Annotated in this window: 20 protein-coding genes; 8 read left to right on the top strand and 12 right to left on the bottom strand. The window is 60.8% G+C overall.

The window, feature by feature from the left end; genetic code table 11:
• Nucleotides 1-33: 33 nt before the first annotated feature.
• The 4 genes from BUE21_RS02670 to BUE21_RS02655 all read right to left on the bottom strand — a co-directional run bounded on the left by BUE21_RS02670 (nt 34) and on the right by BUE21_RS02655 (nt 6,718).
• Nucleotides 34-1,620 carry a multicopper oxidase domain-containing protein gene (locus BUE21_RS02670; RefSeq protein WP_073354414.1) on the bottom strand — a complete coding sequence of 529 codons (1,587 nt, stop codon included), beginning with the start codon at nt 1,618-1,620 and terminating at the stop codon, nt 34-36.
• The gene (locus BUE21_RS14650) at nt 1,617-3,314 is read right to left on the bottom strand and encodes a hypothetical protein (RefSeq protein ID WP_159435791.1); all 1,698 of its coding nucleotides are present in this window, start codon (nt 3,312-3,314) and stop codon (nt 1,617-1,619) included. The genes BUE21_RS02670 and BUE21_RS14650 overlap by 4 nt, the downstream gene beginning before the upstream one ends.
• A 35-nt stretch (nt 3,315-3,349) precedes the next feature.
• The gene (locus BUE21_RS02660) at nt 3,350-5,581 is read right to left on the bottom strand and encodes a TonB-dependent receptor (protein WP_084522732.1); all 2,232 of its coding nucleotides are present in this window, start codon (nt 5,579-5,581) and stop codon (nt 3,350-3,352) included.
• 123 nt (nt 5,582-5,704) lie between these two features.
• Nucleotides 5,705-6,718 carry a helix-turn-helix transcriptional regulator gene (locus tag BUE21_RS02655; RefSeq protein ID WP_073354410.1) on the bottom strand — a complete coding sequence of 338 codons (1,014 nt, stop codon included), beginning with the start codon at nt 6,716-6,718 and terminating at the stop codon, nt 5,705-5,707.
• A gap of 216 nt (nt 6,719-6,934) precedes the next feature.
• Here BUE21_RS02655 and BUE21_RS02650 point away from each other — a divergent pair, with 216 nt between their 5' ends.
• Nucleotides 6,935-8,245, top strand: a complete 1,311-nt coding sequence (locus BUE21_RS02650) for a DUF2254 domain-containing protein (protein ID WP_073354480.1) — start codon at nt 6,935-6,937, stop codon at nt 8,243-8,245.
• Between the two features lie 397 nt (nt 8,246-8,642).
• On the opposite strand, the gene acnB is transcribed toward BUE21_RS02650, so the two are convergent.
• From acnB to BUE21_RS02630, 4 genes are all read right to left on the bottom strand, one after another.
• Nucleotides 8,643-11,234 (bottom strand): bifunctional aconitate hydratase 2/2-methylisocitrate dehydratase, encoded by a 2,592-nt coding sequence (acnB, locus tag BUE21_RS02645; RefSeq protein WP_073354409.1) that lies wholly within the window; start codon nt 11,232-11,234, stop codon nt 8,643-8,645.
• A 38-nt stretch (nt 11,235-11,272) separates the two neighbouring features.
• Nucleotides 11,273-11,896: a hypothetical protein gene (locus BUE21_RS02640; protein ID WP_073354408.1), complete on the bottom strand. Its 624-nt coding sequence runs from the start codon at nt 11,894-11,896 to the stop codon at nt 11,273-11,275.
• Between the two features lie 81 nt (nt 11,897-11,977).
• A complete protein-coding gene (locus BUE21_RS02635) occupies nt 11,978-12,985 on the bottom strand; it encodes an HpcH/HpaI aldolase/citrate lyase family protein (RefSeq protein ID WP_073354407.1) in 1,008 nt (335 codons plus the stop codon).
• A 76-nt stretch (nt 12,986-13,061) separates the two neighbouring features.
• Entirely contained in the window at nt 13,062-14,048 is a 987-nt protein-coding gene (locus tag BUE21_RS02630; RefSeq protein WP_073354406.1) for a malate dehydrogenase, read from the bottom strand.
• A gap of 542 nt (nt 14,049-14,590) precedes the next feature.
• On the opposite strand from BUE21_RS02630, the gene BUE21_RS02625 reads away from it, so the two are divergent.
• From BUE21_RS02625 to BUE21_RS02595, 7 genes are all read left to right on the top strand, one after another.
• A complete protein-coding gene (locus tag BUE21_RS02625) occupies nt 14,591-15,409 on the top strand; it encodes a GntR family transcriptional regulator (RefSeq protein ID WP_084522728.1) in 819 nt (272 codons plus the stop codon).
• A gap of 304 nt (nt 15,410-15,713) precedes the next feature.
• Nucleotides 15,714-16,148, top strand: coding sequence for a succinate dehydrogenase, cytochrome b556 subunit (gene sdhC, locus BUE21_RS02620; RefSeq protein WP_073354405.1), 435 nt, complete (start codon nt 15,714-15,716; stop codon nt 16,146-16,148).
• Between the two features lie 37 nt (nt 16,149-16,185).
• The gene (gene sdhD / locus BUE21_RS02615; protein WP_073354402.1) at nt 16,186-16,551 is read left to right on the top strand and encodes a succinate dehydrogenase, hydrophobic membrane anchor protein; all 366 of its coding nucleotides are present in this window, start codon (nt 16,186-16,188) and stop codon (nt 16,549-16,551) included.
• A 48-nt stretch (nt 16,552-16,599) separates the two neighbouring features.
• Nucleotides 16,600-18,411 carry a succinate dehydrogenase flavoprotein subunit gene (sdhA, locus tag BUE21_RS02610; protein ID WP_073354400.1) on the top strand — a complete coding sequence of 604 codons (1,812 nt, stop codon included), beginning with the start codon at nt 16,600-16,602 and terminating at the stop codon, nt 18,409-18,411.
• Nucleotides 18,412-18,446: 35 nt separating this feature from the next.
• Entirely contained in the window at nt 18,447-19,151 is a 705-nt protein-coding gene (locus tag BUE21_RS02605; RefSeq protein ID WP_073354398.1) for a succinate dehydrogenase iron-sulfur subunit, read from the top strand.
• A gap of 60 nt (nt 19,152-19,211) precedes the next feature.
• The gene (locus tag BUE21_RS02600) at nt 19,212-19,517 is read left to right on the top strand and encodes an FAD assembly factor SdhE (RefSeq protein ID WP_073354396.1); all 306 of its coding nucleotides are present in this window, start codon (nt 19,212-19,214) and stop codon (nt 19,515-19,517) included.
• Between the two features lie 94 nt (nt 19,518-19,611).
• Entirely contained in the window at nt 19,612-20,922 is a 1,311-nt protein-coding gene (locus BUE21_RS02595) for a citrate synthase (protein WP_073354393.1), read from the top strand.
• Between the two features lie 184 nt (nt 20,923-21,106).
• On the opposite strand, the gene infA is transcribed toward BUE21_RS02595, so the two are convergent.
• The 4 genes from infA to BUE21_RS02575 all read right to left on the bottom strand — a co-directional run bounded on the left by infA (nt 21,107) and on the right by BUE21_RS02575 (nt 24,992).
• On the bottom strand, nt 21,107-21,355 hold the full coding sequence (infA, locus tag BUE21_RS02590; RefSeq protein ID WP_073354392.1) for a translation initiation factor IF-1: 249 nt from the start codon (nt 21,353-21,355) through the stop codon (nt 21,107-21,109).
• A 272-nt stretch (nt 21,356-21,627) separates the two neighbouring features.
• Nucleotides 21,628-22,071, bottom strand: a complete 444-nt coding sequence (locus tag BUE21_RS02585; RefSeq protein ID WP_073354385.1) for a hypothetical protein — start codon at nt 22,069-22,071, stop codon at nt 21,628-21,630.
• A 195-nt stretch (nt 22,072-22,266) separates the two neighbouring features.
• On the bottom strand, nt 22,267-24,000 hold the full coding sequence (locus BUE21_RS02580) for a PHA/PHB synthase family protein (protein WP_073354382.1): 1,734 nt from the start codon (nt 23,998-24,000) through the stop codon (nt 22,267-22,269).
• Between the two features lie 143 nt (nt 24,001-24,143).
• Complete coding sequence (locus BUE21_RS02575; RefSeq protein WP_073354380.1) at nt 24,144-24,992, bottom strand: SirB1 family protein; 849 nt, start codon at nt 24,990-24,992, stop codon at nt 24,144-24,146.
• Between the last annotated feature and the right edge of the window lie 16 nt (nt 24,993-25,008).

Genomic DNA, 25,008 nt, shown 5'->3' with positions numbered 1-25,008 from the left:
TGCCGGGTGATATCGGTTCGGTGTCGCAGCGCATCAGGACGCGGTGAAGCCCAGCATCATGCCCCCGTCCTCGTGTTCGAGGTTGTGGCAATGCACCATGTAGGGGTGCGGCAGCACGGCCTCGTGATCGAAGCGCACCAGCACGTCCACCTGCCCCGGCTCGGCACGCACATTGGCCGCACCGCTGATGTTGATGGTGTCCTTCCAGCCCCGCATGTGCTGCGGTGGCTGCGCGCCATTGATGCGCAGCACCCGGAACTGGGTGCCGTGTACATGGAAGGGGTGCGGGTAGGTGTCGCCGGTGCGCAGGGTGATCGTCCACTTTTCGGTGCTGTGGCGCGGCACGTGGAAGCTGGCCTTGTCGATGGCAAAGGATTCCATCGGTGCATCGTCCACGGTGACCTGGTTGATGTGCATGGTGGTGTGGTCGTCAAACACCGAGTCTTCGTCGTTGATGGCGTAGCTGAACGGAAAGTCGTCCTGGTTGAAGAGCGGCCCGGTCGGGTCTGGGTCCAGCGGAAAGTGCCCCATCAGCTCGAATTCGATGCGGCGGTGCCGGATGCCTTCAGGCGGCACGGCATCGGCCAGTTCCGTGAGCACGGCAGGCATCATGCGGTTCTTTGCCGGTCGGCTCGGGTGGATGGTGAGCACCTTGTAGTCCACATCGAACGGGGCGGTGTAGGCTCCCCATTGCTGGCGAAAAGGGGCCATGACCAGATCGAAAGGCTGGCCGCTGGAGCCGTCCACCAGAATTTCATACCGCTCACCGGGCACCATGTCCAGCTCCGTCACGGTCACCGGGCCGGGCAGGAAGCCGCCATCGCTGGCAATGACATGGAAGGGGCTGCCCGTGCCCAGCTTGAGCCGCAGGGCGCGCGCATTGCAGGCATTGAGCAGGCGCAGGCGTACCCAGCCACGCGGTGCGTAGTGCACCGGCTGCTGCACGCCATTGACGAACAGGTGCTGCCCGAACCAGCCCAGCCCCACGACGTTGTGGTTGAGCTTGTACACGATCTGGCCATCGTCGTTGAGGTATTTGTCCTGCATGACGATGGGCAGGTCGTCCTCGCCCCAGGTGCTGGGCAGGCCCAGGCTCTGGCTGGCCTCGTCCTCCACGATCAGCAGGCCGCCGATGCCCCTGGCGGTCTGGTAGCCGGTGCGCCCGTGCGGGTGGGCGTGGTACCACAGCGTGGCGGCAGGCTGGCTGACCGGCGCGTTCACCGCGTAGCTGCCGCCCGCGCCCACGGCGGAGGCCGGGCCGCCATCGGAGCCGCCATCGACCAGCAGGCCGTGCCAGTGCAGCACCGAATCCTCGTCCAGTCCGTTTTCGACGCGCACATTGAACTGGCCGCCATTCCTGACCAGCAGGGCCGGCCCCAGTAGCGCGCCATTGACCCCGAAGGTGTCAGTGGGCTTGCCGGGCAGGAATTCGTAGCGGCCTTTTTGCAGTTTCAGCGTGATGGCACTGACGGCATCGGCACGGACCAGATCGGGAATCGGCAGGGTGGATGCGGGCAGGTTTTCGTCATCGTTCTTGCCGCCGCAGGCTTTGAGCAGCAATGCGCCGCCGGTGGCCATCGAAAGGGTGGCCGTGTATTTGAGAAGGTCTCTTCGTTTCATGGTTGCGTTCTGTTGGTTTGCAGGTTGTCGGTCGGTTGTCGTTCGTAGCCGGGCCAGGCATCCAGGTAGAGGGTCTGGCCGTGGCGGGCAGAGGCAGCCAGGGGCCAGGCTGCGCGGGGAGTGCCCACGCGCGACCACTGCCCCTGCTGCCATCGCCAGCGGTCGCCGGTGACACTGCCATCGGGTTGCAGGCGCAGGTCGGTGGCCAATGGCATGCTCAGTGCCAGCGTGGTGCGCGACACGCCCAGCGCGTTGGCCAGGGCGTACTGCACGCGCACGCCGTCGCGCAGTTCGTGCAGCAAGGTGTTGATCTGGTCGGCAGAGAGCCTGCGCACGGAATCCAGTGCGGCCAGCGGAGCGTACTGCCGCACCCAGCCGTTGAAGGCCGCATAGGCCACCGCCCCCACTTCGTCGTGCTGTGCCTGCAAGGCAGCATCGGCCTGCTGTGCGGCGCGTTGCAGCAGGGCTTGCACGGCCAGCGGGTCTTCGGTTTCTGCCACACAGGCCAGTGCCAATGCGGCAGGCACACCCTCGGCCAGCCATTGCACGCCCCTGCCCTGACGCAGCCGGGCGGTGTCGGCCATGTAGCGCAAAGCGATGGCCTGGGCCATGCTGGTGCGGCGGGCAGTATGCCGCTGAGCATCGGGCGGCACGTCCGGCCCGTGGGCATCGGGCCACAGTTCATGCGGCAACCACAGCGTGGCTGCCGATAATTGCGACTGCGGATAACCGGCCAACCCGGCATCCGAGCTGCCCACAGGCCATGCGGCAACGCGCTCCACACGCGCCGTACCGCCCATGCGCCGCGCCATGCAGGCTTGCAGCGCGTCCAGTTCAGCCGCCACGGAATGGCTGCGGTGCTGTGGCACTGCCAGCTCCAGCACCGGCAGGGCCGGCTTGGTGGCACTGGCATCCGTCTGCGGCACGGGCATCCAGGCCACGGCGAAGTCCAGTGCCCCATCGGTCGTGCCGCTGGCACCATGCGGTGACGGCTCCCCCTCGATCTGCACGTCCCATTGCCATGCAGCGGCAGGGGCCACGCCTGCCACGGCGGGGCTGGCCCAGTAGTCCGGCAGGGTGAGGAAATCGCTCAGGCCATGTGCCTTGCGGGTCGCTGGCTGGCGCAGCAGGCGGTCACCATCCAGCCCCAGTCGCGGCAGGACATCGGCGGCCCGCAGCCAGATGCCGTCTGTACCGATGCGACTGCCCGCACCGGGCGATACCTCGAAATGCAGCGTCACCGTGCAGAGCTGCTGGGCGCAGACATCCAGCGCAATCGCCAGATGCCCATGTTCGACATCGGCGGCCACCGAGGCAGAACCGACCGTGACCCGGTGCAGCACCAGCCCCGGCGGCAATGTGGCATGGAGCCAGCCCCACGGAGCCTGCACCTGCTCCAGCACCCATTCACCCTGCACGCGCGGCGACCCTGGCTGCACCCGCAAACGCACACGACCACTGGCCACATGGAATGCCCCTTCGGCATCGGCCAGCATGTGTTTCGTGGTGGCCTGCGGATCGGTGGTGCAGACGTTGGGATCCAGCGGGGTGAGCCAGCGGCGTTCCCATGCCACGGCATCGGCCTGCGCCAGGGGCTGCTCTGCGCCAGCGGTGGCTGCCGTGGCATGGCTGTGCCACCACCACAGCAGCATGGCACCCAGTACCACCGTGCAGCCCAGTATGGTGTTCCGCATGAGGGATTGGCCCTGCATGAATGCGCCGTTGCCCGTCAGAAGTAGTAGGCGAAGCCCACGCCCAGCGTGCGCCCGCGCGAAGGCAATCCCAGCGTGGCATCCGATCCGCCCTCGTACATGGCCGGGTAGTAGTAGCCGTACTGGTCGTACTGCTTGTCGGTCAGGTTCTTGATCCAGAAGTACAGCTCGGTGTTGCCACCGCTGACTCCCATGCGAAAGTCAATGTGGTGGTAGCTGTGCATGGTGAAGCTGTTTTGCGGATCGGCTTCGCGGTCGCCCACATAGCGGGCGTTGATCTGCGTATGCAACGATGGCGATTGCCAGCCCCAGAAGGACTGGAGCGGCAGATGGTGTGCCAGCGAGAGATTGGCACTCCAGCGCGGACTGTCGGGCACGCGGTTGCCTGCCACCGCGCCACTGGTGCTGCCTGCGGGCACGCCGGTGATCTCGGCATCGGTCAAGGCCAGCCCGCCACCCAGCGTCAGCCCCGCGCCGGGCTTCCAGAAGCCCGACAGCTCCGCCCCCTGACTGCGGGTATCGAGGTTCTCGGCATAAGAAGCGAACGTGACGGTATCCCAGACCGAGATATGGTCGCCCTTGTTGTGGCTGTAGAACACCGCGCCATTCAGGCCCAGGCGACCATCGGCACTTTCGTTCTTGAAGCCGACTTCATAGCTGCTGACACGCGCGGGGTCATACGGCAACTCCTGGAGACCCATCGTGACGTTGCTGCCATACTCGCTGTAGCCGCCACTCTTGTAACCCCTGGAAGCAACGGCATACAGGTTGGTCTGCGCGCTCAGCGCATAACTCAATGCCATGCGGCCGGTCGTGTAGTTGTCACGCAGTGAATGGTTGCTTTCCGTATAACGCCACGGGCTGGGATTGCCCGCTACCGCCTGCCAACTGGCGCGGAAGCTCTTGCGATCCCAGGTATGGCGCAGTCCGCCGGTGAGCTTGAGCCGCTCGGCCACCGGCACGGTAACCTCACCGAAAACCCCACGGCTGCTGGACTGGATATGGCGCAGCGTATCGGCATTGACGGTGCTGCTGGTATTGAAGGCATCGAATGCCCCAAACGGCCCGTCCGTGTGGCGATCATTGCGCTGCCAGTTCACACCGGCCACCCAGAAAACCGCATCACCCGGTCTGGAAGACAGCCGCACCTCCTGCGAAAGGCTTTCCTCGTCATAATCCATCACGAAATAGCCACCGTTGTCCGGGGACATGCCCAGCAACTGGTGAAACAGACGGCCCTCATAGGGAATATTCGCCATCCAGGTATCGGCCTGCGAATAACTGGTGACGGAAGTCAGCAGGAAGCGGCCAAAGTCGTGCTCCAGCACGGCACTGACCCTGTCCACGGTGCGGCTGTCGCCCCGCCACGGCATGGTTCCCCGATCCATTGCAGGCTGACTGCCATACGGGCGCAATACATAGAGGTTGGGATGGCCCCGCAGACTGTCGTGCTGCGCGCTCAAAGTCAGTTGGGTCGCCGCCTGCGGCTGCCACAACAGGGTGCCGCGCACTCCGGTATCGCGCGGCTGGCTGATGGGCCGCCCGGTCTGATAGTCGTTCACCCAATGGTTGCTGCCCACGCCACGCACCGCCAGCCGGGCACTGACAGTTTCCCCCAGCGGGCCGCTGATGGCCCCCTCGGCCATGCGTTGCTGGTCGGTGCCGATCTCACCGCGCACATAGCCCTCAAAACTGCGCGTGGGCTTGGCGGTGATGACGTTGATGGCACCGGCCTCGCTGTTGCTGCCAAACAGCGTGCCTTGCGGGCCTTTGAGCACCTCGATCCGCTCCAGATCGAAACCCAGCGACGAAATATTGCCGATGAGCAGGGGCACACCATCCACATTCAGCGCAACCGACGTATCTTCGCTGCTGACCTTCTGCAAGGCCCCCACTCCCCGGATGCGCACCAGGGCATTCCAGGAATCGCCACCGTTGTCGTTCATCTCCACACCGGGAATCTGCCACAGGGCTTCCTGCACGGACAGCAGGCGGCGTTCCTCCAGCTCCTGCCCGGACATCACATGGACACTGAATGGCACTTCGCGCACATCCTCATCCGCACGCCGCGCCGTCACCGTGACGGTCTCCAGCTTCTGCCCAGCCTCGGCCCGGACATCTGCCGCATCTGCACTGTCGGATGCCCGAACACCCACATGAAAAGCCACCGCGCACAGAGCCACTGCCCACGAAATGCTGCGCAATGGCACAGGAGGCAAGCCTGTGCCACGAACCGTTTGAGAAGACATGAAACAATCCGAAAGAAGGAAATGAGAATTCCTTTTAGTTTCCCAGCCCGCACACCCTGCCCCTGCTCCAAACGGAAGAAAGCACGCTCCAGAACGAAGTTTCTGCGGCCAGGGCGTGTCGGTTCAGGCCACCTCGGAAGGGGCCAGGCCGTGAACGCGCCGGAACGCCTGGGCAAACTTGCCCGCATGGGCGTAGCCGCAATGGTGGGCCACCATCTGCACCGTACAGTTTCCGGCTGCCAGCATGGCGCGGGCATGTTGCATGCGCAAATGGCGCAGATAGGCCGCCACGGTCTGGCCGGTGCGTTCACGAAACAGCGTTTTCAGGTACAGCTCGTTCATGCCCGCACGGCGTGCCAGTTGCGCAATCGTCAAGGGACGATTCCATTCGGCATGGAGAATGTCCAGCACCCCGTCCAGGGCCGTCTGCCAGCGTGTGGCCGTATGCGCTCGGCTGCAAGACACGCTGGCCGATGCCGTGGAGCAGGCCAGCAACTTGAGCAGAATATCCAGCCCCAGCGACTCCAGTTCCAGGCGCGCCAGCAGCGAGTGCTGCGCCCGCAAGGCCAGCATGCGCTGCCCGATGCCACGCAGGCCACTGACCATGTCTGGCGACGGCCTGATGCCGCCATAAGTGCCGCGCCCCCCAATGCAGGACAGATTCACGCCCTGCTCATGCAAGGTCTCCAGCATGGCAGCAGGAATGTCCACGGATACCCCACTGGTATGGCAACCCGCCTCCACCGCACGCACGACCGGGCCTGGGTCGGCATGGCGCACCATCAGATCGCCCTCCAGGCTCATCCAGTCCTGCCCCGACGACAGAATCGTGCGAGACCGCCCCTGCACCATCAGCCCCAGGCTGAGGGTATCGGGGAACACCTGGCATTGCACATCGAGCGTGCGGGCAATGCACCAGTCCATGCGCCCCACCAGCACCCCATTGTCCAGTTCATGAATATCCGTCCACCCCCTGCCACAGGTCGGTCTGACGCGGTAATCGATCTTCGGCCTCGCTGCGCTGCGCCACGGGGCGTGGCCGGATTCAGGCTCCACGAAATCCACGCATTCGCCATAAAAATAGTCGTATTGCTCCAGTACGGAAGGGCAATCGGTCAAGGTATCGTGCTTTTCCACAGGAAACTCCCAGATAGAGAACAGCGGCGGTTGCGCAGGGAATCGTGGGGAAATTCGCGGCCATGTCTGGCCTGTGTCGGGTGGATCCGGCTGGGCGGCGGAATGCGCCGCACGCAGGACTTCTGCATGGCAGCATGATTCTAAATGGCACATGGCATGGGGTTGCAGACCTTCCCTTACACTGCACCTTCTGCCACCCTGCCGAAAGTCGCCAACATGCAAAAATGGAAGTGGACGCTGAACCGGTATTCCCGCCGCCTGTGGGTGCGGGCCAGTTTTTTTTCGCTGCTGGGCGTGGCCACCGCACTGTGTGCCGCCTGGTTCAAGGACTGGATTCCGCCCGGATGGGGCGATCACATCGGTGCGCAGGCGGTGGACGACATCCTGAAGATCATCGCCTCCAGCATGTTGGCCGTGACCACTTTCTCGCTGGGCATCGTCGTCTCGGCCTACAGCTCGGCCAGCAATTCGGCCACACCCCGCGCCACACCGCTGCTGACCTCCGACACCACGGCACACAATGCGCTGTCCACCTTCATCGGCGCATTCCTGTTCAGCATCGTGGGCATTGTCGCGCTGAAAACCGGCGTGTACGAACAGCAGGGGCGCGTGCTGCTGTTCATGATGACGGTGCTGGTGATCGTGCTGATCGTCTATACGCTGCTGCGCTGGATTCACCACCTGTCGCAACTGGGGCGGCTCGGCTCCACCGTGGACAAGCTCGAAGAAGTGGCCTGCCGCAGTCTGCGCCAGCATTTGCAGGAGCCATTCCTGGGCGGGCGTGAATGGCCCACCGAGCACGAACAGCCTGCCGGGACACAGGCCCTGACGGCCCCGCAATGCGGCTATGTACAGGCGGTGGACATGGCCGCGATTGTGCAGGCCATGCAGGCCCATCATCTGGAGGCCGTCTATCTCTGCGCCAGACCGGGCAGGCTGGTCGATCCCAACGTGCCGTTGCTGTATTTGCGCCCATCACCCCAAGCCGCAGCAGACGAAACCGATGGCGAGGCATCCCGCCAGGCTCTGGAAACCGCACTGCGTGCGGCCTTCTCGATTGGCACCAGCCGCAGTTTCGACTTCGACCCCCGCTTCGGCATGATCGTCATGTCGGAAGTCGCCTCCAAGGCCCTTTCTTCGGCCATCAACGACTCTGGCACCGTGATCGACCTGATTGGCCGTGCGGTGCGGGTCTTTCGCATCTGGGTGGATTACCCTGCCGAAAAAGCCGAGCTTCGCTACGAGCACATCTGGGTTCCACCCCTGCCCCTAAGCGACTACTTCGACGACTTCTTCCCCGTGGTCTCACGCGACGGCGCAGGACTGGCCGAAGTGGGCGTGCGCCTGCAAAAAGCCCTGCTGGCACTGGCCCGCACCGGCGACCCCGAAATGATCCGGCTGGCACAACGCCATGCGCAACACGCACTGCAACATGCAGAAAAGGCCCTGCCCTTCGATTTTGAACTGGAGCCGATTCGAGCCATTCATGCACAAATCCAGCAAATGGCCGCATCCAGCACACGCTGAAAAAGCACATGAAAAAAGGCATCTTTCGATGCCTTTTTGATAGAAGCCATGCCCTGCCGCAGCAGGGACACGCCACAGATTGACATCCTCCCCTGCCTAAAGTCGGGATTCCTACGGTGCTCACACCAGCACCTGGCTGGGTTGAGTCGCTTCGGCGGGTTCCTGCTTCACCGAGGCTGCGCGCCTTGCCTTTGCAGGCTTGGCATGACTTACGTCCTCTCCACAGGCTTTACATTCGGCATGCCCTGCCGTAGCCCTTGCGGGACATTCACATGACCGTCATTGAGAAGCCGACAGCATTCCCATGGTAGCCACCATGTCACTTTAACATAGGAACCCTGCGGGTTCCGCGCTTTCCTTCCCCGCCCTCAAGGACGGGGTTGGTCGCGCTTTCCGATCAGAGATTGACGGTTTCTGCAATCTTCTCGTACTGCTCGATCTGGTTGAAGTTGAGGTACTGGTAAATCTTGTCACCGTTTTCGTTGATGACACCGATGTCCGCCAGATATTCATCCTTGGAAGGAATGCGTCCCAGCTTGGAGCAGATGGCCGCCAGCTCGGCAGAACCGAGGTACACGTTGGTGTTCTTGCCCAGACGGTTGGGGAAGTTGCGGGTAGAGGTGGACATCACCGTCGCGCCTTCCTTCACCTGTGCCTGGTTGCCCATGCACAGCGAGCAGCCCGGCATTTCGGTGCGCGCACCGGCTGTACCGAAAATACCGTAGTGGCCCTCCTCGGTCAGCTTCTGGGCATCCATCTTGGTGGGAGGTGCCAGCCAGAGCTTGACGGGAATGTCACGCTTGCCTTCGAGCAGCTTGGATGCCGCACGGAAGTGGCCGATGTTGGTCATGCAGGAACCAATGAACACTTCGTCGATGGCCGCACCCGACACTTCGGACAGGGTCTTGGCATCGTCCGGGTCGTTCGGGCAGCAGACGATCGGCTCGGTGATTTCGTTCATGTCGATCTCGATCACCGCTGCGTATTCGGCATCGGCATCGGCTTCGAGCAACTGGGGGTCTTCCAGCCACTTTTCCATGGCCTTGATGCGGCGCGCAATGGTGCGTGCATCCTGGTAGCCATTGGCGATCATGTTCTTGAGCAACACGATGTTGGACTGGAGGTACTCGATCACCGGCTCCTTGTTGAGCTTGATCGTGCAGCCCGCAGCCGAGCGTTCGGCCGATGCGTCGGACAGCTCGAATGCCTGTTCCACCTTCAGGTCTGGCAGACCCTCGATTTCCAGCACGCGGCCGGAGAAGATGTTTTTCTTGCCCTTTTTCTCGACGGTCAGCAGACCTTCACGGATGGCGTACAGCGGAATGGCATGTACCAGATCGCGCAGGGTCACGCCGGGTTGCAGTGTGCCGGTAAAGCGCACCAGCACCGATTCGGGCATGTCCAGCGGCATGACACCGGTAGCAGCCGCAAACGCCACCAGACCGGAACCGGCCGGGAAGCTGACACCCACCGGGAAGCGGGTGTGGGAATCGCCACCTGTGCCCACGGTATCGGGCAGCAGCATGCGGTTGAGCCAGGAGTGAATCACGCCGTCGCCAGGACGCAGGGCAATGCCGCCGCGTGTGCTGATGAAGTCGGGCAGTTCGTGATGGGTTTTCACGTCCACAGGCTTGGGATAGGCAGCCGTGTGACAGAAAGACTGCATCACCAGATCGGCCGAGAAGCCCAGGCAGGCGAGGTCTTTCAGCTCGTCGCGGGTCATCGGGCCGGTGGTGTCCTGGGAGCCGACCGAAGTCATGCGTGGCTCGCAGTAGGTGCCGGGCAGAATGCCCTGACCTTCTGGCAGACCGCAGGCACGACCGACCATCTTCTGCACCAGTGTGAAGCCCTTGGCCTTGGCTTCGGGCACCTTGGGCAGGCGAAACAGTGTGGAAGGCGGCAGGCCCAGTGCCTCGCGGGCCTTGGCGGTCAGGCCACGACCGATGATGAGCGGAATGCGGCCACCGGCGCGCACTTCGTCGAACAGCACATCGCTCTTGACCTGAAACTCGGCGATCACCTGGCCATCCTTGAGGGCCTTGCCTTCGTAGGGGCGCAACTCGATGACATCCCCCATGTTCATCTGGTTCACGTCCAGCTCGATAGGCAGCGAACCGGCATCTTCCATGGTGTTGTAGAAGATGGGCGCAATCTTGCTGCCCAGACAGATACCGCCGGATTTCTTGTTGGGAATGAACGGAATGTCATCGCCAGTCCACCACAGCACGCTGTTGGTAGCAGACTTGCGCGACGAACCCGTTCCCACCACATCACCCACATAGGCCACCGGCAGCCCCTTGGCTACCAGCTCCTGCAGGAAGGCCACGGGGCCGCGCTTGCCGTCTTCTTCCGGCACGAATGCAGCATCTTCCCGCTTGTTCTTCAGCATGGCCAGCGCGTGCAACGGAATGTCCGGGCGGCTCCAGGCATCGGGAGCAGGCGACAGATCGTCGGTATTGGTTTCGCCGGGAACCTTGAACACCGTGAAGGTGATGCTCTCGGGCACTTCGGGGTGGCTGGTGAACCATTCGGCATCGGCCCAGCTTTGCAGCACAGCCTTGGCATTGGCGTTGCCTTTTTCGGCTTTTTCCTGCACATCGTGGAACTGGTCGAACATCAGCAGGGTTTTCTTCAGACCCGCAGCGGCAATCTCGCCCACCAGCGGATCGTCCAGCAGATCGATCAGCGGCGTGAGGTTGTAGCCCCCCAGCATGGTTCCCAGCAGTTCGGTGGCGCGTTCGCGGCTGATGAAATCATTCTTCTCGGTGCCATGTGCCACGGCAGCCAGATAGGAAGCCTTGACGCGTGCGGCATCGTCCACCCCGGCAGGCACACGGTTGGTCAGCAGCTCGGCCAGAAATTCACCCTCGCCCTCGGGCGGGTTCTTGAGCAGTTCGATGACATCCGCCGTCTGCTTGGCCGTCAGGGGCAGAGGGGGAATGCCAAGTGCAGCGCGTTCTGCAACGTGTTGTCGGTATTCTTGAAGCATGGGGTTCTCCGAGGGGTTGGTTTATATGAGAGTGAATGTTATTTTTTGGCTGCGACGGCTTTTTTTGCAACGGGTGCAGGAGGTGCAGGGGGTTCAACCGTCAAACCCAGTTCCTCCGCTCGTGCCAGTTGCCGAGGACTGACGCAGGCATCGGCCAGGCGGGTTCCGGCCACCTGGTTCATCAGCATGGACTTGGTGGCCACCTGAAGCCAGACGATGCCACCGGCCTCGTCTTCCAGACGAATCGCACCGGATTTGGTGGTCACCGGCTTCATGCGATGGCTGAAACCCTTGCCCTCCACCCGGAACAGCCGGGGATCCACAGGATCGGCACTGACATTGACATGGATGTTGTTGTTGCAGGGGAAGTTGCCCAACTGCACCTGGCTGACAAGGTACTCCTCGGCACTGAGGCGTTCCACCCTGGCCGTGGCCACCACAACTTCGTCAGCCGGCGGTACCACCGCCACAGGAGCGACCGTCTCCGGCGATGCTGGCAAAACCTCCGTGGCCTGCGATCCGGTGGCCGACACGGCACTGACATCCGGCACGGCAGTGGCCGTAGGAGCCGAAGGCTTACCCAGACCGAACAGATGCGACTGATTGCACGCCACCAGAAGCGGGGCTGCCAGCAAAGAACTGAGCCAAACTGCATACCGCATTGAAAACTCCTGCAAAACAACCCGATGAACCGCCTTGGCGGTCATTTCATTTTCACTTTGTGAGCCACTGCACCGGTGTACTCACTGCACACTGCCCGCCAGCCATTGCTGCGCCACGGGCGGCAAACTCTGGCCCGTGCGTTGGGCACGCTCCAGAATCTGCCAGTAATATCGGTAGCTGGCCCGGTCATGCAGCACACCCTTGAAGCTGATGGGTGCCCACTGCGCCGCCTGCGCCGCCTCCACAATGGCCAGAGCCGTATCGATAGCGGCCCGGTCGGGACTGAAGGCCTTCAGAATCGGGCGTATCTGCGACGGGTGAATGCTCCACATGCGGGAGTAGGCCAACTCGCTGGCCGCACGGTGGGCGGCCTGTTCGATGCGCTGGGCATCGGTGAATTCGGTCACCACGCAGTGGGATGGGGTCTTGCCCTGCGCGTGGCAGGCCGCCGCCATCTCCAGCTTGGCACGCACCACCATCGGATGGCTGAACTGTCCCTGGGCACTCATGCCATCCTCGCCAATGGCTCCGCCATGTGCAGAGACGAAATCCATCAATCCGAAACTCAACGACTGAATCCTGGGATGCGCCGCAATCTCGAAGGCATTGCGCACCGCCAGCGGCGACTCGATCAGCGCATGCACCGGAACATCGCCCGCTCCGGCGGCATCAAGTGCCTGCACCGCACGGTTCACATCGTCCAGCGTATCCACCTTGGGAATCATGACGTGGCAAAGCCGCCCCGCCGCCTTGCCGATGACGATCTGCACATCCGACAGAAACGACGGATGATCGACCGCATGAAAGCGCGCTGCCACCCGCATTCCGGGTGCAGCCGCTTGTGCCAGTTCGGCGACCAGATGGGCGTGTTCTTCTTCACCACCCACCGGGGCACCGTCTTCGCAATCGAGCGTGACATCGAACACGCAGACACCGCCGAACTCCTGTGCCAGTTCCTGCTGCAACTGAAGGCTTTTCTGCATGCGCACCGCCACACCGCTGTAATGGTCGCAAATAGGCAACGCCACTTGGCTGGCCTGCGCGCCCAACAGCACGGTGCGGGCATTGGTGAAGGTGCTGTTACCCATGCAAAAAACCTTTTTCAGATCGCCAACAGAATCAGGAAACCCAAGTCAAACCGGTGTCACGCATTCAGCGTCTGGCTCAAAGCAGGTGCTTGACAGCGTCCTGCTCACTTTGCAGTTCGGCCAATGTCTTGTCAATGCGTTCCTGACTGAAAGCGTCAATCTCCAGACCTTCGATGATCTTGTACTGGCCGTTTTCGGTCGTGACGGGGAAGCCAAAGATCACGTCCTTGGGAATGCCGTATTCGCCGTTGGAAGGCACACCCATCGTGACCCACTGGCCATTGCTGCCCAGTGCCCAGTCGCGGATGTGGTCGATGGCGGCATTCGCTGCCGATGCGGCGGAAGACAGGCCACGCGCATCAATGATGGCTGCGCCACGCTTGCCCACGGTGGGCAGGAATACTTCCGCGTTCCAGACCTGGTCGTTGATGGCATCCTTCACGCTCTTGCCGCCGATGCTGGCAAAGCGATAGTCGGCATACATGGTGGGAGAGTGGTTGCCCCAGACGGTGAGTTTTTCGATTTCACCCACTTTGCCACCGGTCTTGGCAGCGATCTGGCTGGCAGCGCGGTTGTGATCCAGGCGCAGCATGGCGGTGAAGTTTTCGCGCGGCAGGTCTGGCGCGCTCTTCATGGCAATGTAGGCGTTGGTGTTGGCAGGGTTGCCGACCACCAGCACCTTCACGTCGCGGCTGGCCACTTCGTTCAGTGCTTTGCCCTGTGCGGTGAAGATCTGGGCGTTGGCGGCCAGCAGATCGGCACGCTCCATGCCTGGGCCGCGCGGACGTGCGCCCACCAGCAGGGCGTAGTCGGCATCCTTGAAGGCCACCAGCGGATCGCCGGTAGGAATGATGGCTTCCACCAGCGGGAATGCACAGTCTTCCAGTTCCATGATGACACCCTGGAGTGCCTTCTGTGCCTTCTCGTCGGGAATTTCCAGCAATTGCAGGATCACGGGCTGGTCTTTGCCCAGCATTTCACCCGATGCGATGCGGAACAGCAGGGCGTAACCAATTTGGCCGGCTGCACCAGTGACGGCAACGCGGACAGCTTTCTTGCTCATATCAAAACTCCAAGGTGGTCTCATCGAAAAATACCCGCTGCAAGCACCATCGCTGCAACCGGCGGAAAGGCCTTTTCACAGACTGCGGCAGACTTGCAGCCATCGACTCGCACCCAGCCAACGCCTGCCGACGATGGCAGTATGGCTGTGGCTGCCCTCAAAAGAACAGCCCTATATCCATGCGTTTCTGTCCCTGTGAAACGCCCGCTAGTTTAACGCGGTTCCTTTGCCAGCGTCAATTATTCTTATGTCTTATATAAGATATATTTTGCTAAAATGTCTGCATCAGGGCACAGTACGGTATGGGTGGGTTTTCCACATGTCTCCTGCCATCGCCTCGCTTCCCGAGATTGGGCTCTCAGGCCATATTTGCAAAAAGCCTGGGCAGCATACTGCCCACCCCGATTCTTTGCGGCGATGGCGGGAAAGTACATCCGGCCAAACCCCTCCTGCAAAATCTGCCGGGCCGCTTCAGCATGAAACCTGAAACGACCGGGCAGATTTCCATTCACTTCTGTTCACGATTTTTTCATAGGGTACGCATGACCAGCAGCTCCCAGGCTCCAGCGGACATTCCGCAGGATTCCCCATTTCAGGACGCCGCTTCCGAGGCTGCGTCAGCGACACCTGCTGCCACACCGGCATTCAGTCCCCTGTACCGGCAAATCAAGAACTTGCTGCTGGCTCGCCTGCATTCCGGCGAGTGGAAACCCGGCGAATCAATCCCCAGCGAGATTGATCTGGCCGCGCAATTCCGTGTCAGCCAGGGTACGGTACGCAAGGCGATTGACGAACTGGCGGCTGAAAACCTGCTGATGCGCCGACAGGGCAAGGGCACGTTCGTGACCACCCACACCGAACGCCAGGTGCAATACCGCTTCCTGAAACTGCTTCCCGATCACGACAGTCCGAATGACGAAGGTCGGGCACAGCGGCAGATTCTGGAATTCCGGCGCATGCGCGCCACACCCCAGCAGGCACAGGCACTGCAATTGCCACCCGATGCCCCGCTGATTCATATCCGGCGGGTTCTGTCCTTTCAGGGCGTGCCCACCATTCTGGAAGACATCTGGCTGCCCGCCCACGTCCTCAAAGGCATCAACGAAGACATCGTGACCGGCTACCAGGGGCCGACCTATGCCTTGCTGGAGGAAGAATTCGGGGTGCACATGGTGCGCGCCGAAGAAAAACTCAAGGCGGTGCTGCCCGATGCCGAAGCCATGCGCATCCTGGACATTCCGGCCCACACTGCCCTGCTGCATGTGCAGCGGCTGGCCTTCACCTACCACGATACCCCGATGGAGTTGCGCAGCGGCCTGTACCGCACAGACACCCACCACTATCACAACGAACTGGGCTGAGGCCAACGAGTCTCCAGCCCGCAATCTTGACTTTTTTACTTGTCGCACGAGGGCAGCAATCCATAGTGGTTTTCCCTAGTTTCATGGAATACCCGAAAAACCACGGAACTACCGTGAAACCACTCTGGATGAATATGGGATTGGTGCGAAAAAACACCCGGAATTGCCAGATTTTGCACGCCATCGCCCCAGATGTTGAGCGAATTTATGCGACGTTCTCACGGCAACTTCTCGCAAGGCGCGGCACATTGGCCTAAAATTCGCATGATTTGCAAGTCGTCCCCATCCCAAGAAAGCCCCTGCCATGAATGAAATAGCAAAAAAAAGGCCAGAATTTCGCAACCTGAACATCTTCAATGATGTACGCACCTACCGCCTGCCGCCTGCGGGGGTGCTGTCGATTCTGCACCGTGTCAGCGGCATGTTGATGTTTGTGCTTTTGCCTTTCTTTTTCTGGATGTTCGATCTCTCGCTGGCATCGGCAGAGAGTTTTAACCGATTGGCCAGCGTATTTTCAGCTGGACTGGGTTTCGTTCCGGGCTGGTTCTTCAAGCTGGTAGTGCTGGCACTGATGTGGGCGTACATACACCACCTGTGCGCAGGCGTGCGTCACTTGTTGATGGATGTGAACCACCACCTCGTGGACAAGCATTTTGGCCACAAGTCAGCCCTTGCTTCTTTTGCCGTCAGCATTTCCCTGACCGTGGTTCTGGCCGCCAAGCTGTTTGGCCTGTACTGAACCCCCACACGCGCATAGCAAAAAGGAGAATCTCACGATGTCGGTCAATTACGGTTCCAAGCGTACAGTTGTCGGTGCCCACTACGGTATACGCGACTGGTTGGTGCAGCGCATCACAGCCGTGCTGATGGTGCTCTTCACCATCGCCCTGCTGGCACAAATCATTTTTTCTTCCGGTCCAGTCGATTACGCGCTGTGGCAAGGCATCTTCAGTGCCCAATGGATGAAGTTGCTCACTTTTGTGGTGGTCATTGCACTGCTCTGGCACGTCTGGATCGGCGTGCGCGATGTCTGGATGGACTACGTTCAGCCGGTGGGACTGAAGCTGCTGCTGGATGTCTTCACACTCGTATGGCTGATCGGCTGTGCCGGTTGGGCTTTCCAGGTTCTCTGGAGCATCTGATCCCTGCGCCCTCCGCGACGCGCCCCACCTTGAGAATCGAGCAAAAAAATGAGTTATACCAAAGCCAATACCATCACCCGCAAGTTTGACGTCGTCATCATTGGCGCGGGTGGATCGGGCATGCGCGCTGCACTGGAACTCTCCCGTGCCGGCCTGAGCGTGGCCTCCCTCTCCAAAGTCTTCCCTACCCGCTCCCACACCGTAGCGGCACAGGGCGGTGTCAGTGCCTCGCTGGGCAATATGTCCGAGGACAACTGGCACTACCACTTCTACGACACCATCAAAGGCTCCGACTGGCTGGGCGACCAGGATGCCATCGAGTTCATGTGCCGCGAAGCCCCCAAGGTCGTGGTGGAACTGGAACACTTCGGGATGCCTTTTGACCGCAACCCCGATGGCACCATTTACCAGCGTCCGTTTGGTGGCCACACTGCCAACTATGGCGAAAAACCCGTGCAACGTGCCTGCGCTGCGGCCGACCGTACCGGCCACGCCATGCTGCACACGCTCTACCAGCAGAACGTCAAGGAAAAGACCAACTTCTTCGTGGAGTGGATGGCCCTGGATCTGATCCGTGACGAAGACGGCGACGTGGTGGGGGTCACAGCACTGGAACTGGAAACCGGCGATCTGTACATCCTGCAAGCCAAGGCCGTGCTGCTGGCCACCGGCGGTGCCGGTCGCATCTTTGCAGCCTCCACCAACGCCTTCATCAACACCGGCGATGGCCTGGGCATGGCAGCCCGTGCCGGCATTCCGCTGCAAGACATGGAGTTCTGGCAGTTCCACCCCACGGGCGTGGCCGGTGCTGGTGTGCTGCTGACCGAAGGCTGTCGGGGCGAGGGTGCCGTGCTCATCAACAGCGAGGGCGAACGTTTCATGGAACGCTACGCTCCCACGCTGAAGGACCTGGCACCACGCGATTTCGTTTCGCGCTCCATGGACCAGGAAATCAAGGAAGGCCGTGGCTGTGGCCCCAACAAGGACTATGTGTACATGAAGCTCGACCACCTGGGGGCCGACACCATTCACAAACGCCTGCCTTCCGTGTACGAAATCGGCGTGAATTTCGCCAACGTGGACATCACCAAGGAAATGATCCCGGTGGTTCCCACCATCCACTACCAGATGGGCGGCATTCCCACCAATATCAACGGCCAGGTCGTCATCAAGAAAAGCGAAGCCGACTACAAGGTTCCCGTGCAGGGTCTCTACGCTGTCGGCGAATGCGCCGCTGTCAGTGTGCATGGAGCCAACCGCCTGGGAACCAACTCCCTGCTGGATCTGCTGGTCTTCGGCAAGTCGGCAGGCAAGCACATCGTGCAGACCGTCAGGAACCAGGCCGAGCACAAGCCCCTTCCTGCCGATGCCGCAGGTCGCACGCTGGCACGCCTGGGTCGCTTGCAGGAATCCAAGTCGGGCGAATACTCGCAGGATATTGCGCAGCAAATCCGCACGTCCATGCAGCAGCACGCAGCCGTGTTCCGCACCCAGGCCAGCATGGACGAAGGCGTACTCAAGATCAACGCCATCCGCGAAAAAGTCGGCTCCGTGACCCTGAAGGACAAGTCCAAAGTCTGGAACACCGCCCGCATGGAAGCCCTGGAGGTGGACAACCTGATCGAAGTCGCACAGGCCACCATGACTTCGGCCGCAGCCCGCCAGGAATGCCGTGGCGCACACACCGTGTACGACTATGAGCACCCCGCCGACCACCACGAATTCCCGCTGGGTCGCAATGACAAGGAATGGCTCAAGCACACGCTGTGGTACAGCCAGGGCAACCGCCTGGACTACAAGCCCGTCAATCTCAAGCCCCTGACGGTTGATACCATTCCGCCGAAGGTTCGTACCTTCTGATCTGGAACCGTGCCTCACGAAAGAAAAATTCCATCATGACAAAGCGTACCTTCAAAATCTACCGCTACGATCCTGACAAGGACAGCAAGCCCTACATGCAAACCGTCGAGCTGGAGCTGGACGGACACGAGCGCATGCTGCTGGATGCACTGGTCAAGCTCAAGGCGCAAGACCCTTCCATCGCTTTCCGCCGCTCCTGTCGCGAAGGTGTGTGTGGCTCCGATGCCATGAACATCAACGGCAAGAACGGTCTGGCCTGCCTGACCAACATGAAGAGCCTCAAGGGCGACATCGTGCTCAAGCCCCTGCCCGGCCTGCCGGTCATCCGCGACCTGATCGTGGACATGACCCAGTTCTTCAAGCAGTACCATTCGGTCAAGCCCTACCTCATCAGCGAACACCTGCCGCCCGAGCGCGAGCGTCTGCAATCGCCCGAGGAGCGCGAAGAACTCAACGGCCTGTACGAGTGCATTCTGTGCGCCAGCTGCTCCACCAGCTGCCCCAGCTTCTGGTGGAACCCCGACAAGTTCGTCGGGCCTGCCGGTCTGCTGCAAGCCTACCGTTTCATTGCGGACAGCCGCGACGATGCCACCGGCCAGCGTCTGGACAACCTGGAAGACCCCTACCGCCTGTTCCGCTGCCACACCATCATGAACTGCGTGGATGTCTGCCCGAAAGGACTGAACCCCACCCGTGCCATCGGCAAGATCAAGGAATTGATGGTGCGCCGCACCGTCTGACAACGGCGGTCGGTCACATTACCCCCACCTTGCCCCCATTCACACTTGACCCCATTTTCGATGAACGGTTTCACCCCCTCCCAGACCTGCCCAGCACCGCTGCTGGACGAAAAATCCCTGCATATGCTCCACTGGCGCAGCCGCAGGGGACTGCTGGAGAATGATCTGTTCATCGAGAAATTCTTTGAGCGATATGGTCACAGCCTCACCACAAGTGATGCTGATGCCATGACAGCACTGATGAATCTGGCAGACAACGACTTGCTTGACCTGGTGCTGCGTCGTACAGAACTACAAGAGGCGATGCAAACGCCCGCAATCCAGAAAGTGCTCGAGATGCTGCGTGAAAGTCGCCCCCAGTCATGAAGGGCTTTCGTTCACTCCCCACTGGCAGCATCAAAAAGGACACCAGCCATCAATACTCATGTCATATCCAGTGACAGATACAAGGAAGGATCGTATGAAGCTCTCAGACAACAAAGCCACTCTCTCGTTCAGCAACGGAGATGCCAGTGTGGATTTGCCCATTTATCAGGGCACGGTTGGCCCGGATGTGATCGACATTCGCAAGCTCTATGGACAGACCGGCAAGTTCACCTATGACCCCGGCTTTCTCTCCACCGCCTCCTGCCAGTCGTCCATCACCTACATCGACGGCGACAAGGGCGAGTTGCTGTACCGTGGCTATCCCATCGAGCAACTCGCAGTGAACTGCGACTACCTCGAAGTCTGTTACCTGCTGCTCTACGGAGAGCTGCCCAACGCCGAACAGAAGGCTGCTTTCGACAATCGTGTGACCAGCCACACCATGATCAACGAGCAGATGCAGTTCTTCCTGCGTGGTTTCCGCCGCGATGCCCACCCGATGGCCATCCTGACGGGCCTGGTGGGCGGTCTCTCGGCCTTCTACCATGACAGCACCGACATCAACAACCCGGAACACCGCGATGTCGCCGCCATCCGTCTGATCGCCAAGCTGCCCACTCTGGTGGCCGTGGCCTACAAATACGGCATCGGCGCGCCCTACATGTACCCGCAGAACAATCTGAGCTATGCCGGTAACTTCCTGCGCATGATGTTCGGCAACCCCTGCGAGGATTACAAGGTCAATCCGGTGCTGGAACGCGCCATGGATCGCATCTTCATCCTGCACGCCGACCACGAGCAAAATGCCTCCACGTCCACCGTGCGCCTGTGCGGCTCTTCCGGCACCAACCCGTTCGCCGCCATTGCTGCTGGCGTGGCCTGCCTGTGGGGCCCGTCCCACGGTGGTGCAAACGAAGCCTGCCTGAACATGCTGGAGCACATTCAGGCCAATGGCGGCATTGCCAAGGCTGGCGAGTTCATGAAACAGGTCAAGGACAAGAACTCCGGCGTGAAGCTGATGGGTTTTGGCCACCGCGTGTACAAGAACTACGACCCGCGTGCCAAGCTGATGCAGGAAACCTGCAACGAAGTGCTGGCTGAACTGGGCCTGGAAAAAGACCCACTGTTCGCACTGGCCAAGCAACTGGAAAAGATCGCCCTGGAAGACGACTACTTCGTGCAGCGCAAACTGTACCCGAACGTCGATTTCTACTCCGGCATCGTGCAGCGTGCCATCGGCATTCCGGTCAATCTGTTCACCGGCATCTTCACACTGGCCCGCACCGTCGGCTGGATTGCCCAGTTGAACGAGATGATCTCCGATCCCGAGTACAAGATCGGCCGTCCACGCCAGTTGTTCACCGGCCACGCCACCCGCAATGTCCAGCCGATCGACCAGCGTTGAACCCATTTGAGGCCCCAGGCCAGCGGTCGTTCTGGATGACCGTCTGAATGTGGCCTCACTCTTCCAAGCCCCTGGTGCTTTCATGCCCCCGGGGCTTTTTCATGAACCACTCCCCCATTGAGCGATACAGAGGCCAAACAAAAAGCACCCGAAGGTGCTTTGTACGCTTTGTTTTCCTGCCGCATCAAGACGACGATGGAGGGGAATTGCGACCCGGCAGATGGCGGAAAATGATACGTCCCTTGGAGAGATCGTATGGCGACATCTCCAATGTGACCTTGTCACCAGCCAGAATGCGGATGTGGTGCTTGCGCATCTTGCCACCCGTGTAGGCGATCAACTGGTGCCCATTGTCCAGCGTGACGCGGAAACGGGAATCGGGCAGAACTTCCGTCACTGCCCCCTGCATTTCAATCAATTCTTCTTTGGCCATAAAGGAATGTGCAACCGGCAACGGATGGCACCAAGAACGGCATTTCCACCACTCGCTCCCGACTTTTGCTGAAAAAATAAGCGCGCATTATAGCTTTATACGCACCGACCACGCCAGCGTTATCGGCAGGCGATCATGTGGCCACTGTCGCGCGGATGCTGCACCCAAGCACTGGCATCGGCGCGGTGGCGTTTGCGCCTGATCGCCTGAACTGGCTGCATGTGGTATGGGATGCCAAGTCCATGCAGCCACATTCCTCTGGCAAGGGAATATCAGCCCCTGGTTTTCTTCGTCTGGGCGGTCGGCAGGGCCTGGGTGAAGAAGGATTGCCAGTATTGCTGCAATGCCGCCGGGTTGTTCAGTTCGCCGAACTTGTCGGTCACGGCCTTGACAGAATCGGTCTGCCAGCCTTCCAGAGCCTTCTGGATGCCGGTGTTGAAGTCGGGCTGCTGCTGGGCCAGTTCCTGCACAGCGGTCTGCCAGGCACTGACCTGGTGGATATAGGCGCGCCATGCGGCCTGCTGGGGCAGGCTGGCCAAGGCCGCCCAGTTCTGTTCCTGCACCAGTTGCTGCAATTCGGCATTGGTCTGGGCCAGATCGGCGTTGGCAGTCTTGATGACCTCGTCCAGCCATTGCTGGCTTCCGGTTTGCAGGTCTTTGGTGGTTTTGGCCCAGAGTTCGAGGCTGGATTTGTAAAAGTCAAATGGGGCAGTCATGGTGTCTCCTTGAATCAAAAAACAATGAGGTGGTCCCGAATCGCTGAAGCGCACTGCCGGGACCTGGCAGTTGGCCCCGTCAGGGGCCGAGGCTCCACAGAATGCTGCTTTTCAGGGCCATCCCATGCCGCCATACCAGAGGAACACAGGGCGGCTGCATCCGCCCGATATTCCCGCAAAACGGACTTGTCCGTTTCACTTCTCCAGTATATACACACCCGGGGCATCGCCGAGCACCGGATAGCCGGTTTCGGCTGCACCCAGGGTCGGTGGGTCGGTCGGTTCGCCTGAACGGGCATCGAGCCATGCCAGCCATTGCGTCCACCACGAGCCTTCCTGTTCGGGCACTGTGGTCTGCCATTCCTGGGGCGAGCGGTAGAGGCCGCCTGCCTCGCGGGTCTGGATCTGGTACTTGCGGCGTGGATGTCCCGGTTCGCTGACAATGCCTGCATTATGCCCACCGCTGGCAAGCACAAAGGTAATTTCGGTGGCAGTGAGGTAATGGAGTTTGTACACCGAACGCCAGGGCGCGACGTGGTCGGCAACCGTTCCGACATTGAAAACCGGCAGCTTCAGATCGCTGAGGGCAATGGGACGATCTCCAACGAGGTAGCGGCCGCTGCTGAGGTCGTTGTTCAGGAACAGGCGGCGCAGGTATTGCGAGTGCATGGTGGCAGGCATGCGCGTGGCATCGGCGTTCCATGCCATCAGGTCGTTCATTTCGTAGCGTTCACCCAGCAGGTATTCCTTGACCATGCGCGACCAGATCATGTCGTAGGAGCGCAGCATCTGGAATGCGCCTGCCATCTGGTCGGAACGCAGGTAGCCGGTGCGCTGCATTTGCGCCTCCAGCAGGCTGACCTGGCTTTCGTCGATGAACAGGGCCAGTTCGCCGGGTTCGGAAAAATCGGTCTGCGCCGTGAACAGCGACATGCTGGCCAGACGCGGATTGGCATCGCGTGCCAGTGCCGCTGCACCAATGGCCAGCAGCGTGCCACCCAGGCAGTAGCCGGTGGCATGAACCTTCTGCCCCGGCACGATGGCATCAATGGCATCGAGCGCGGCAAACAGGCCCTGTTGCAGGTAATCGTCCATGCTCAGATCGCGTTCGGCATCGCCCGGATTCTTCCAGGAGATGCAGAACACCGTATAGCCTTGGCTGACCAGATAGCCGATCAGCGAATTGTGCGGCGAAAGATCAAGAATGTAGTATTTCATGATCCATGCCGGGGTGATGAGCACCGGCTCGGGGCGTACCTTCCCGGTAGTGGGCGTGTACTGGATCAGCTCCATGACGCGGTTGCGCAGCACCACCTTGCCGGGGGTGGTGGCGACGTTTTCACCCACGACGAACTTTTCACTGCCCGCTGGCGGCAACTGGTTGATCTGGCGGGTGGCAGCATCGATCCAGTTCACCAGTCCGCGCCCGAGGTTGACCCCGCCTTCTTCGCTGGTGCGCTGGAGCACTACGGGATTGGTCCAGGCATAGTTGCCCGGCGAGAAGATTTGCAGCCACTGGCTGGCACCGAAGGCCACCACGTTCTGGTGGTGCGGCTCCACCCCCCAGGTGTGGGTAGTGGCTTCCTGCCACCAGTTCTGTGCCATCAGGTAAGACTGCTGCAAGGCATTGAACGGCCACTGCCGCCATGCCTCCTCCTTGAAGAGCTTGCTGACCAGCGGTGGCTCCAGTGCCGTACGCTGCTCTTTTTCTTCCCGCCAGTAGCGTTGCAGATAGCCCGACAACTCTTCCGACTGCTCCACAGCCATGCGCAGCAATTCCAGTTGCTTGCCGGGAGAAACGGCCAGATGGGAGGCCCAGTCCAGCCAGGCCAGCACCACCGATTGTGGCGACAGCACCGCATGCAGCTTGGCCCACAGGGCATGGGCCTGGGCATCCAGTTGCTCGGTTGCACTGTATGGGCGGCCCATTGAAGAGGCTGTTGATTCAATAGCTTGTTGTTTTGGCATATTCAAGGTTTCGGAAGTTCATGGCCTGGCAGATGCACCAGTTTTCAGAAAAAGACGACTGATTCCTATCCACCACATAGCACTCTACCCCAATCCGTAAAAACTCATATTCCTGTGCGCAGTTGCTGGATCTGCGCCCGGACATCCTCGGCATCCAAAGGCTGTGGCACATGCTCCAGATAGGATTGAAAGTCCGCCAGGGCCGCTTCGGTATGGTGCAGATCGACATGCACCCAGCCACGGTCGCGCACCTCGTTCCATGCCTGGGGCAACAGAATCACCAGACGATTCTGCACCGCCAGCAGGCGCGGCAGGTCTTGCTGGAGGCGGTAGATTTCCTTGAGGTTGCGCAGCATGCGTGCGATGGTTTCCCTGGGCGAGGCACTTTGCAGGAACATGGCCAATGGCACGGATTCTTCATTCAGGTGGCTCAGGCGTGGCAGCAGGTTTTGCAGTTGCACGGTCAGCTCCTCGCTGGAGAAGGAGCGGCCCGTGAGCGGGTCCAGCACCACCTGCCCTTGCGAGAGCAAGACCTTGAGCATGAAGTGCCCCGGAAATGCCACCCCATGCGCCTCCAGCCCAATGGAGCGGGCCAGCTCCAGCCACAGCACCCCCAGCGAGATGGGAATGCCCCGCCGGGTTTGCAGCACCAGATGCACGAAGCTGTTGTCGGGGTCGTAATAATCGTTGGCATTCACGCCGAACCCCAGCTCGCCATAGAACAGGCGGTTGAGCAGGTGAATGCGCTCCAGCATGGATGTTTGGCGACCACAGCGTTTCTGCAAGCGCATCTGCAAGGCATCCAGCAGCGCGAGGGTGTGCTGTAGGTCGAGTTGCGGATATTCGTCCTGCGCCAGGCTCAAGGCCACCTCCAGCAGCGGAAAGCCCTGGTCTGACTGTACCAGGGTGGCAAAATATTCCAGCGGGGTGGGGGCTTGCAGGTTCAACAGCACGTGGGCGACACTCTAG

The sequence above is a fragment of the Lampropedia hyalina DSM 16112 genome, assembly GCF_900129055.1.
Taxonomy (GTDB): Bacteria; Pseudomonadota; Gammaproteobacteria; order Burkholderiales; family Burkholderiaceae_C; genus Lampropedia; species Lampropedia hyalina.
Note: the sequence above shows the minus strand (reverse complement) of the source record. Positions and strands in the feature narration are given on the sequence as shown.

Coding starts and splice junctions, on each gene's coding strand:
- sdhA (WP_073354400.1), top strand. CDS start 16,600: ATGAGTTATACCAAAGCCAATACCATCACCCGCAAGTTTGACGTCGTC.
- BUE21_RS02660 (WP_084522732.1), bottom strand. CDS start 5,581: ATGTCTTCTCAAACGGTTCGTGGCACAGGCTTGCCTCCTGTGCCATTG.
- infA (WP_073354392.1), bottom strand. CDS start 21,355: ATGGCCAAAGAAGAATTGATTGAAATGCAGGGGGCAGTGACGGAAGTT.
- sdhC (WP_073354405.1), top strand. CDS start 15,714: ATGAATGAAATAGCAAAAAAAAGGCCAGAATTTCGCAACCTGAACATC.
- BUE21_RS02580 (WP_073354382.1), bottom strand. CDS start 24,000: ATGGGCCGCCCATACAGTGCAACCGAGCAACTGGATGCCCAGGCCCAT.
- BUE21_RS02595 (WP_073354393.1), top strand. CDS start 19,612: ATGAAGCTCTCAGACAACAAAGCCACTCTCTCGTTCAGCAACGGAGAT.
- BUE21_RS02625 (WP_084522728.1), top strand. CDS start 14,591: ATGACCAGCAGCTCCCAGGCTCCAGCGGACATTCCGCAGGATTCCCCA.
- BUE21_RS02635 (WP_073354407.1), bottom strand. CDS start 12,985: ATGGGTAACAGCACCTTCACCAATGCCCGCACCGTGCTGTTGGGCGCG.
- BUE21_RS02605 (WP_073354398.1), top strand. CDS start 18,447: ATGACAAAGCGTACCTTCAAAATCTACCGCTACGATCCTGACAAGGAC.
- BUE21_RS14650 (WP_159435791.1), bottom strand. CDS start 3,314: ATGCGGAACACCATACTGGGCTGCACGGTGGTACTGGGTGCCATGCTG.
- BUE21_RS02640 (WP_073354408.1), bottom strand. CDS start 11,896: ATGCGGTATGCAGTTTGGCTCAGTTCTTTGCTGGCAGCCCCGCTTCTG.
- acnB (WP_073354409.1), bottom strand. CDS start 11,234: ATGCTTCAAGAATACCGACAACACGTTGCAGAACGCGCTGCACTTGGC.
- BUE21_RS02670 (WP_073354414.1), bottom strand. CDS start 1,620: ATGAAACGAAGAGACCTTCTCAAATACACGGCCACCCTTTCGATGGCC.
- BUE21_RS02600 (WP_073354396.1), top strand. CDS start 19,212: ATGAACGGTTTCACCCCCTCCCAGACCTGCCCAGCACCGCTGCTGGAC.
- sdhD (WP_073354402.1), top strand. CDS start 16,186: ATGTCGGTCAATTACGGTTCCAAGCGTACAGTTGTCGGTGCCCACTAC.
- BUE21_RS02630 (WP_073354406.1), bottom strand. CDS start 14,048: ATGAGCAAGAAAGCTGTCCGCGTTGCCGTCACTGGTGCAGCCGGCCAA.
- BUE21_RS02650 (WP_073354480.1), top strand. CDS start 6,935: ATGCAAAAATGGAAGTGGACGCTGAACCGGTATTCCCGCCGCCTGTGG.
- BUE21_RS02585 (WP_073354385.1), bottom strand. CDS start 22,071: ATGACTGCCCCATTTGACTTTTACAAATCCAGCCTCGAACTCTGGGCC.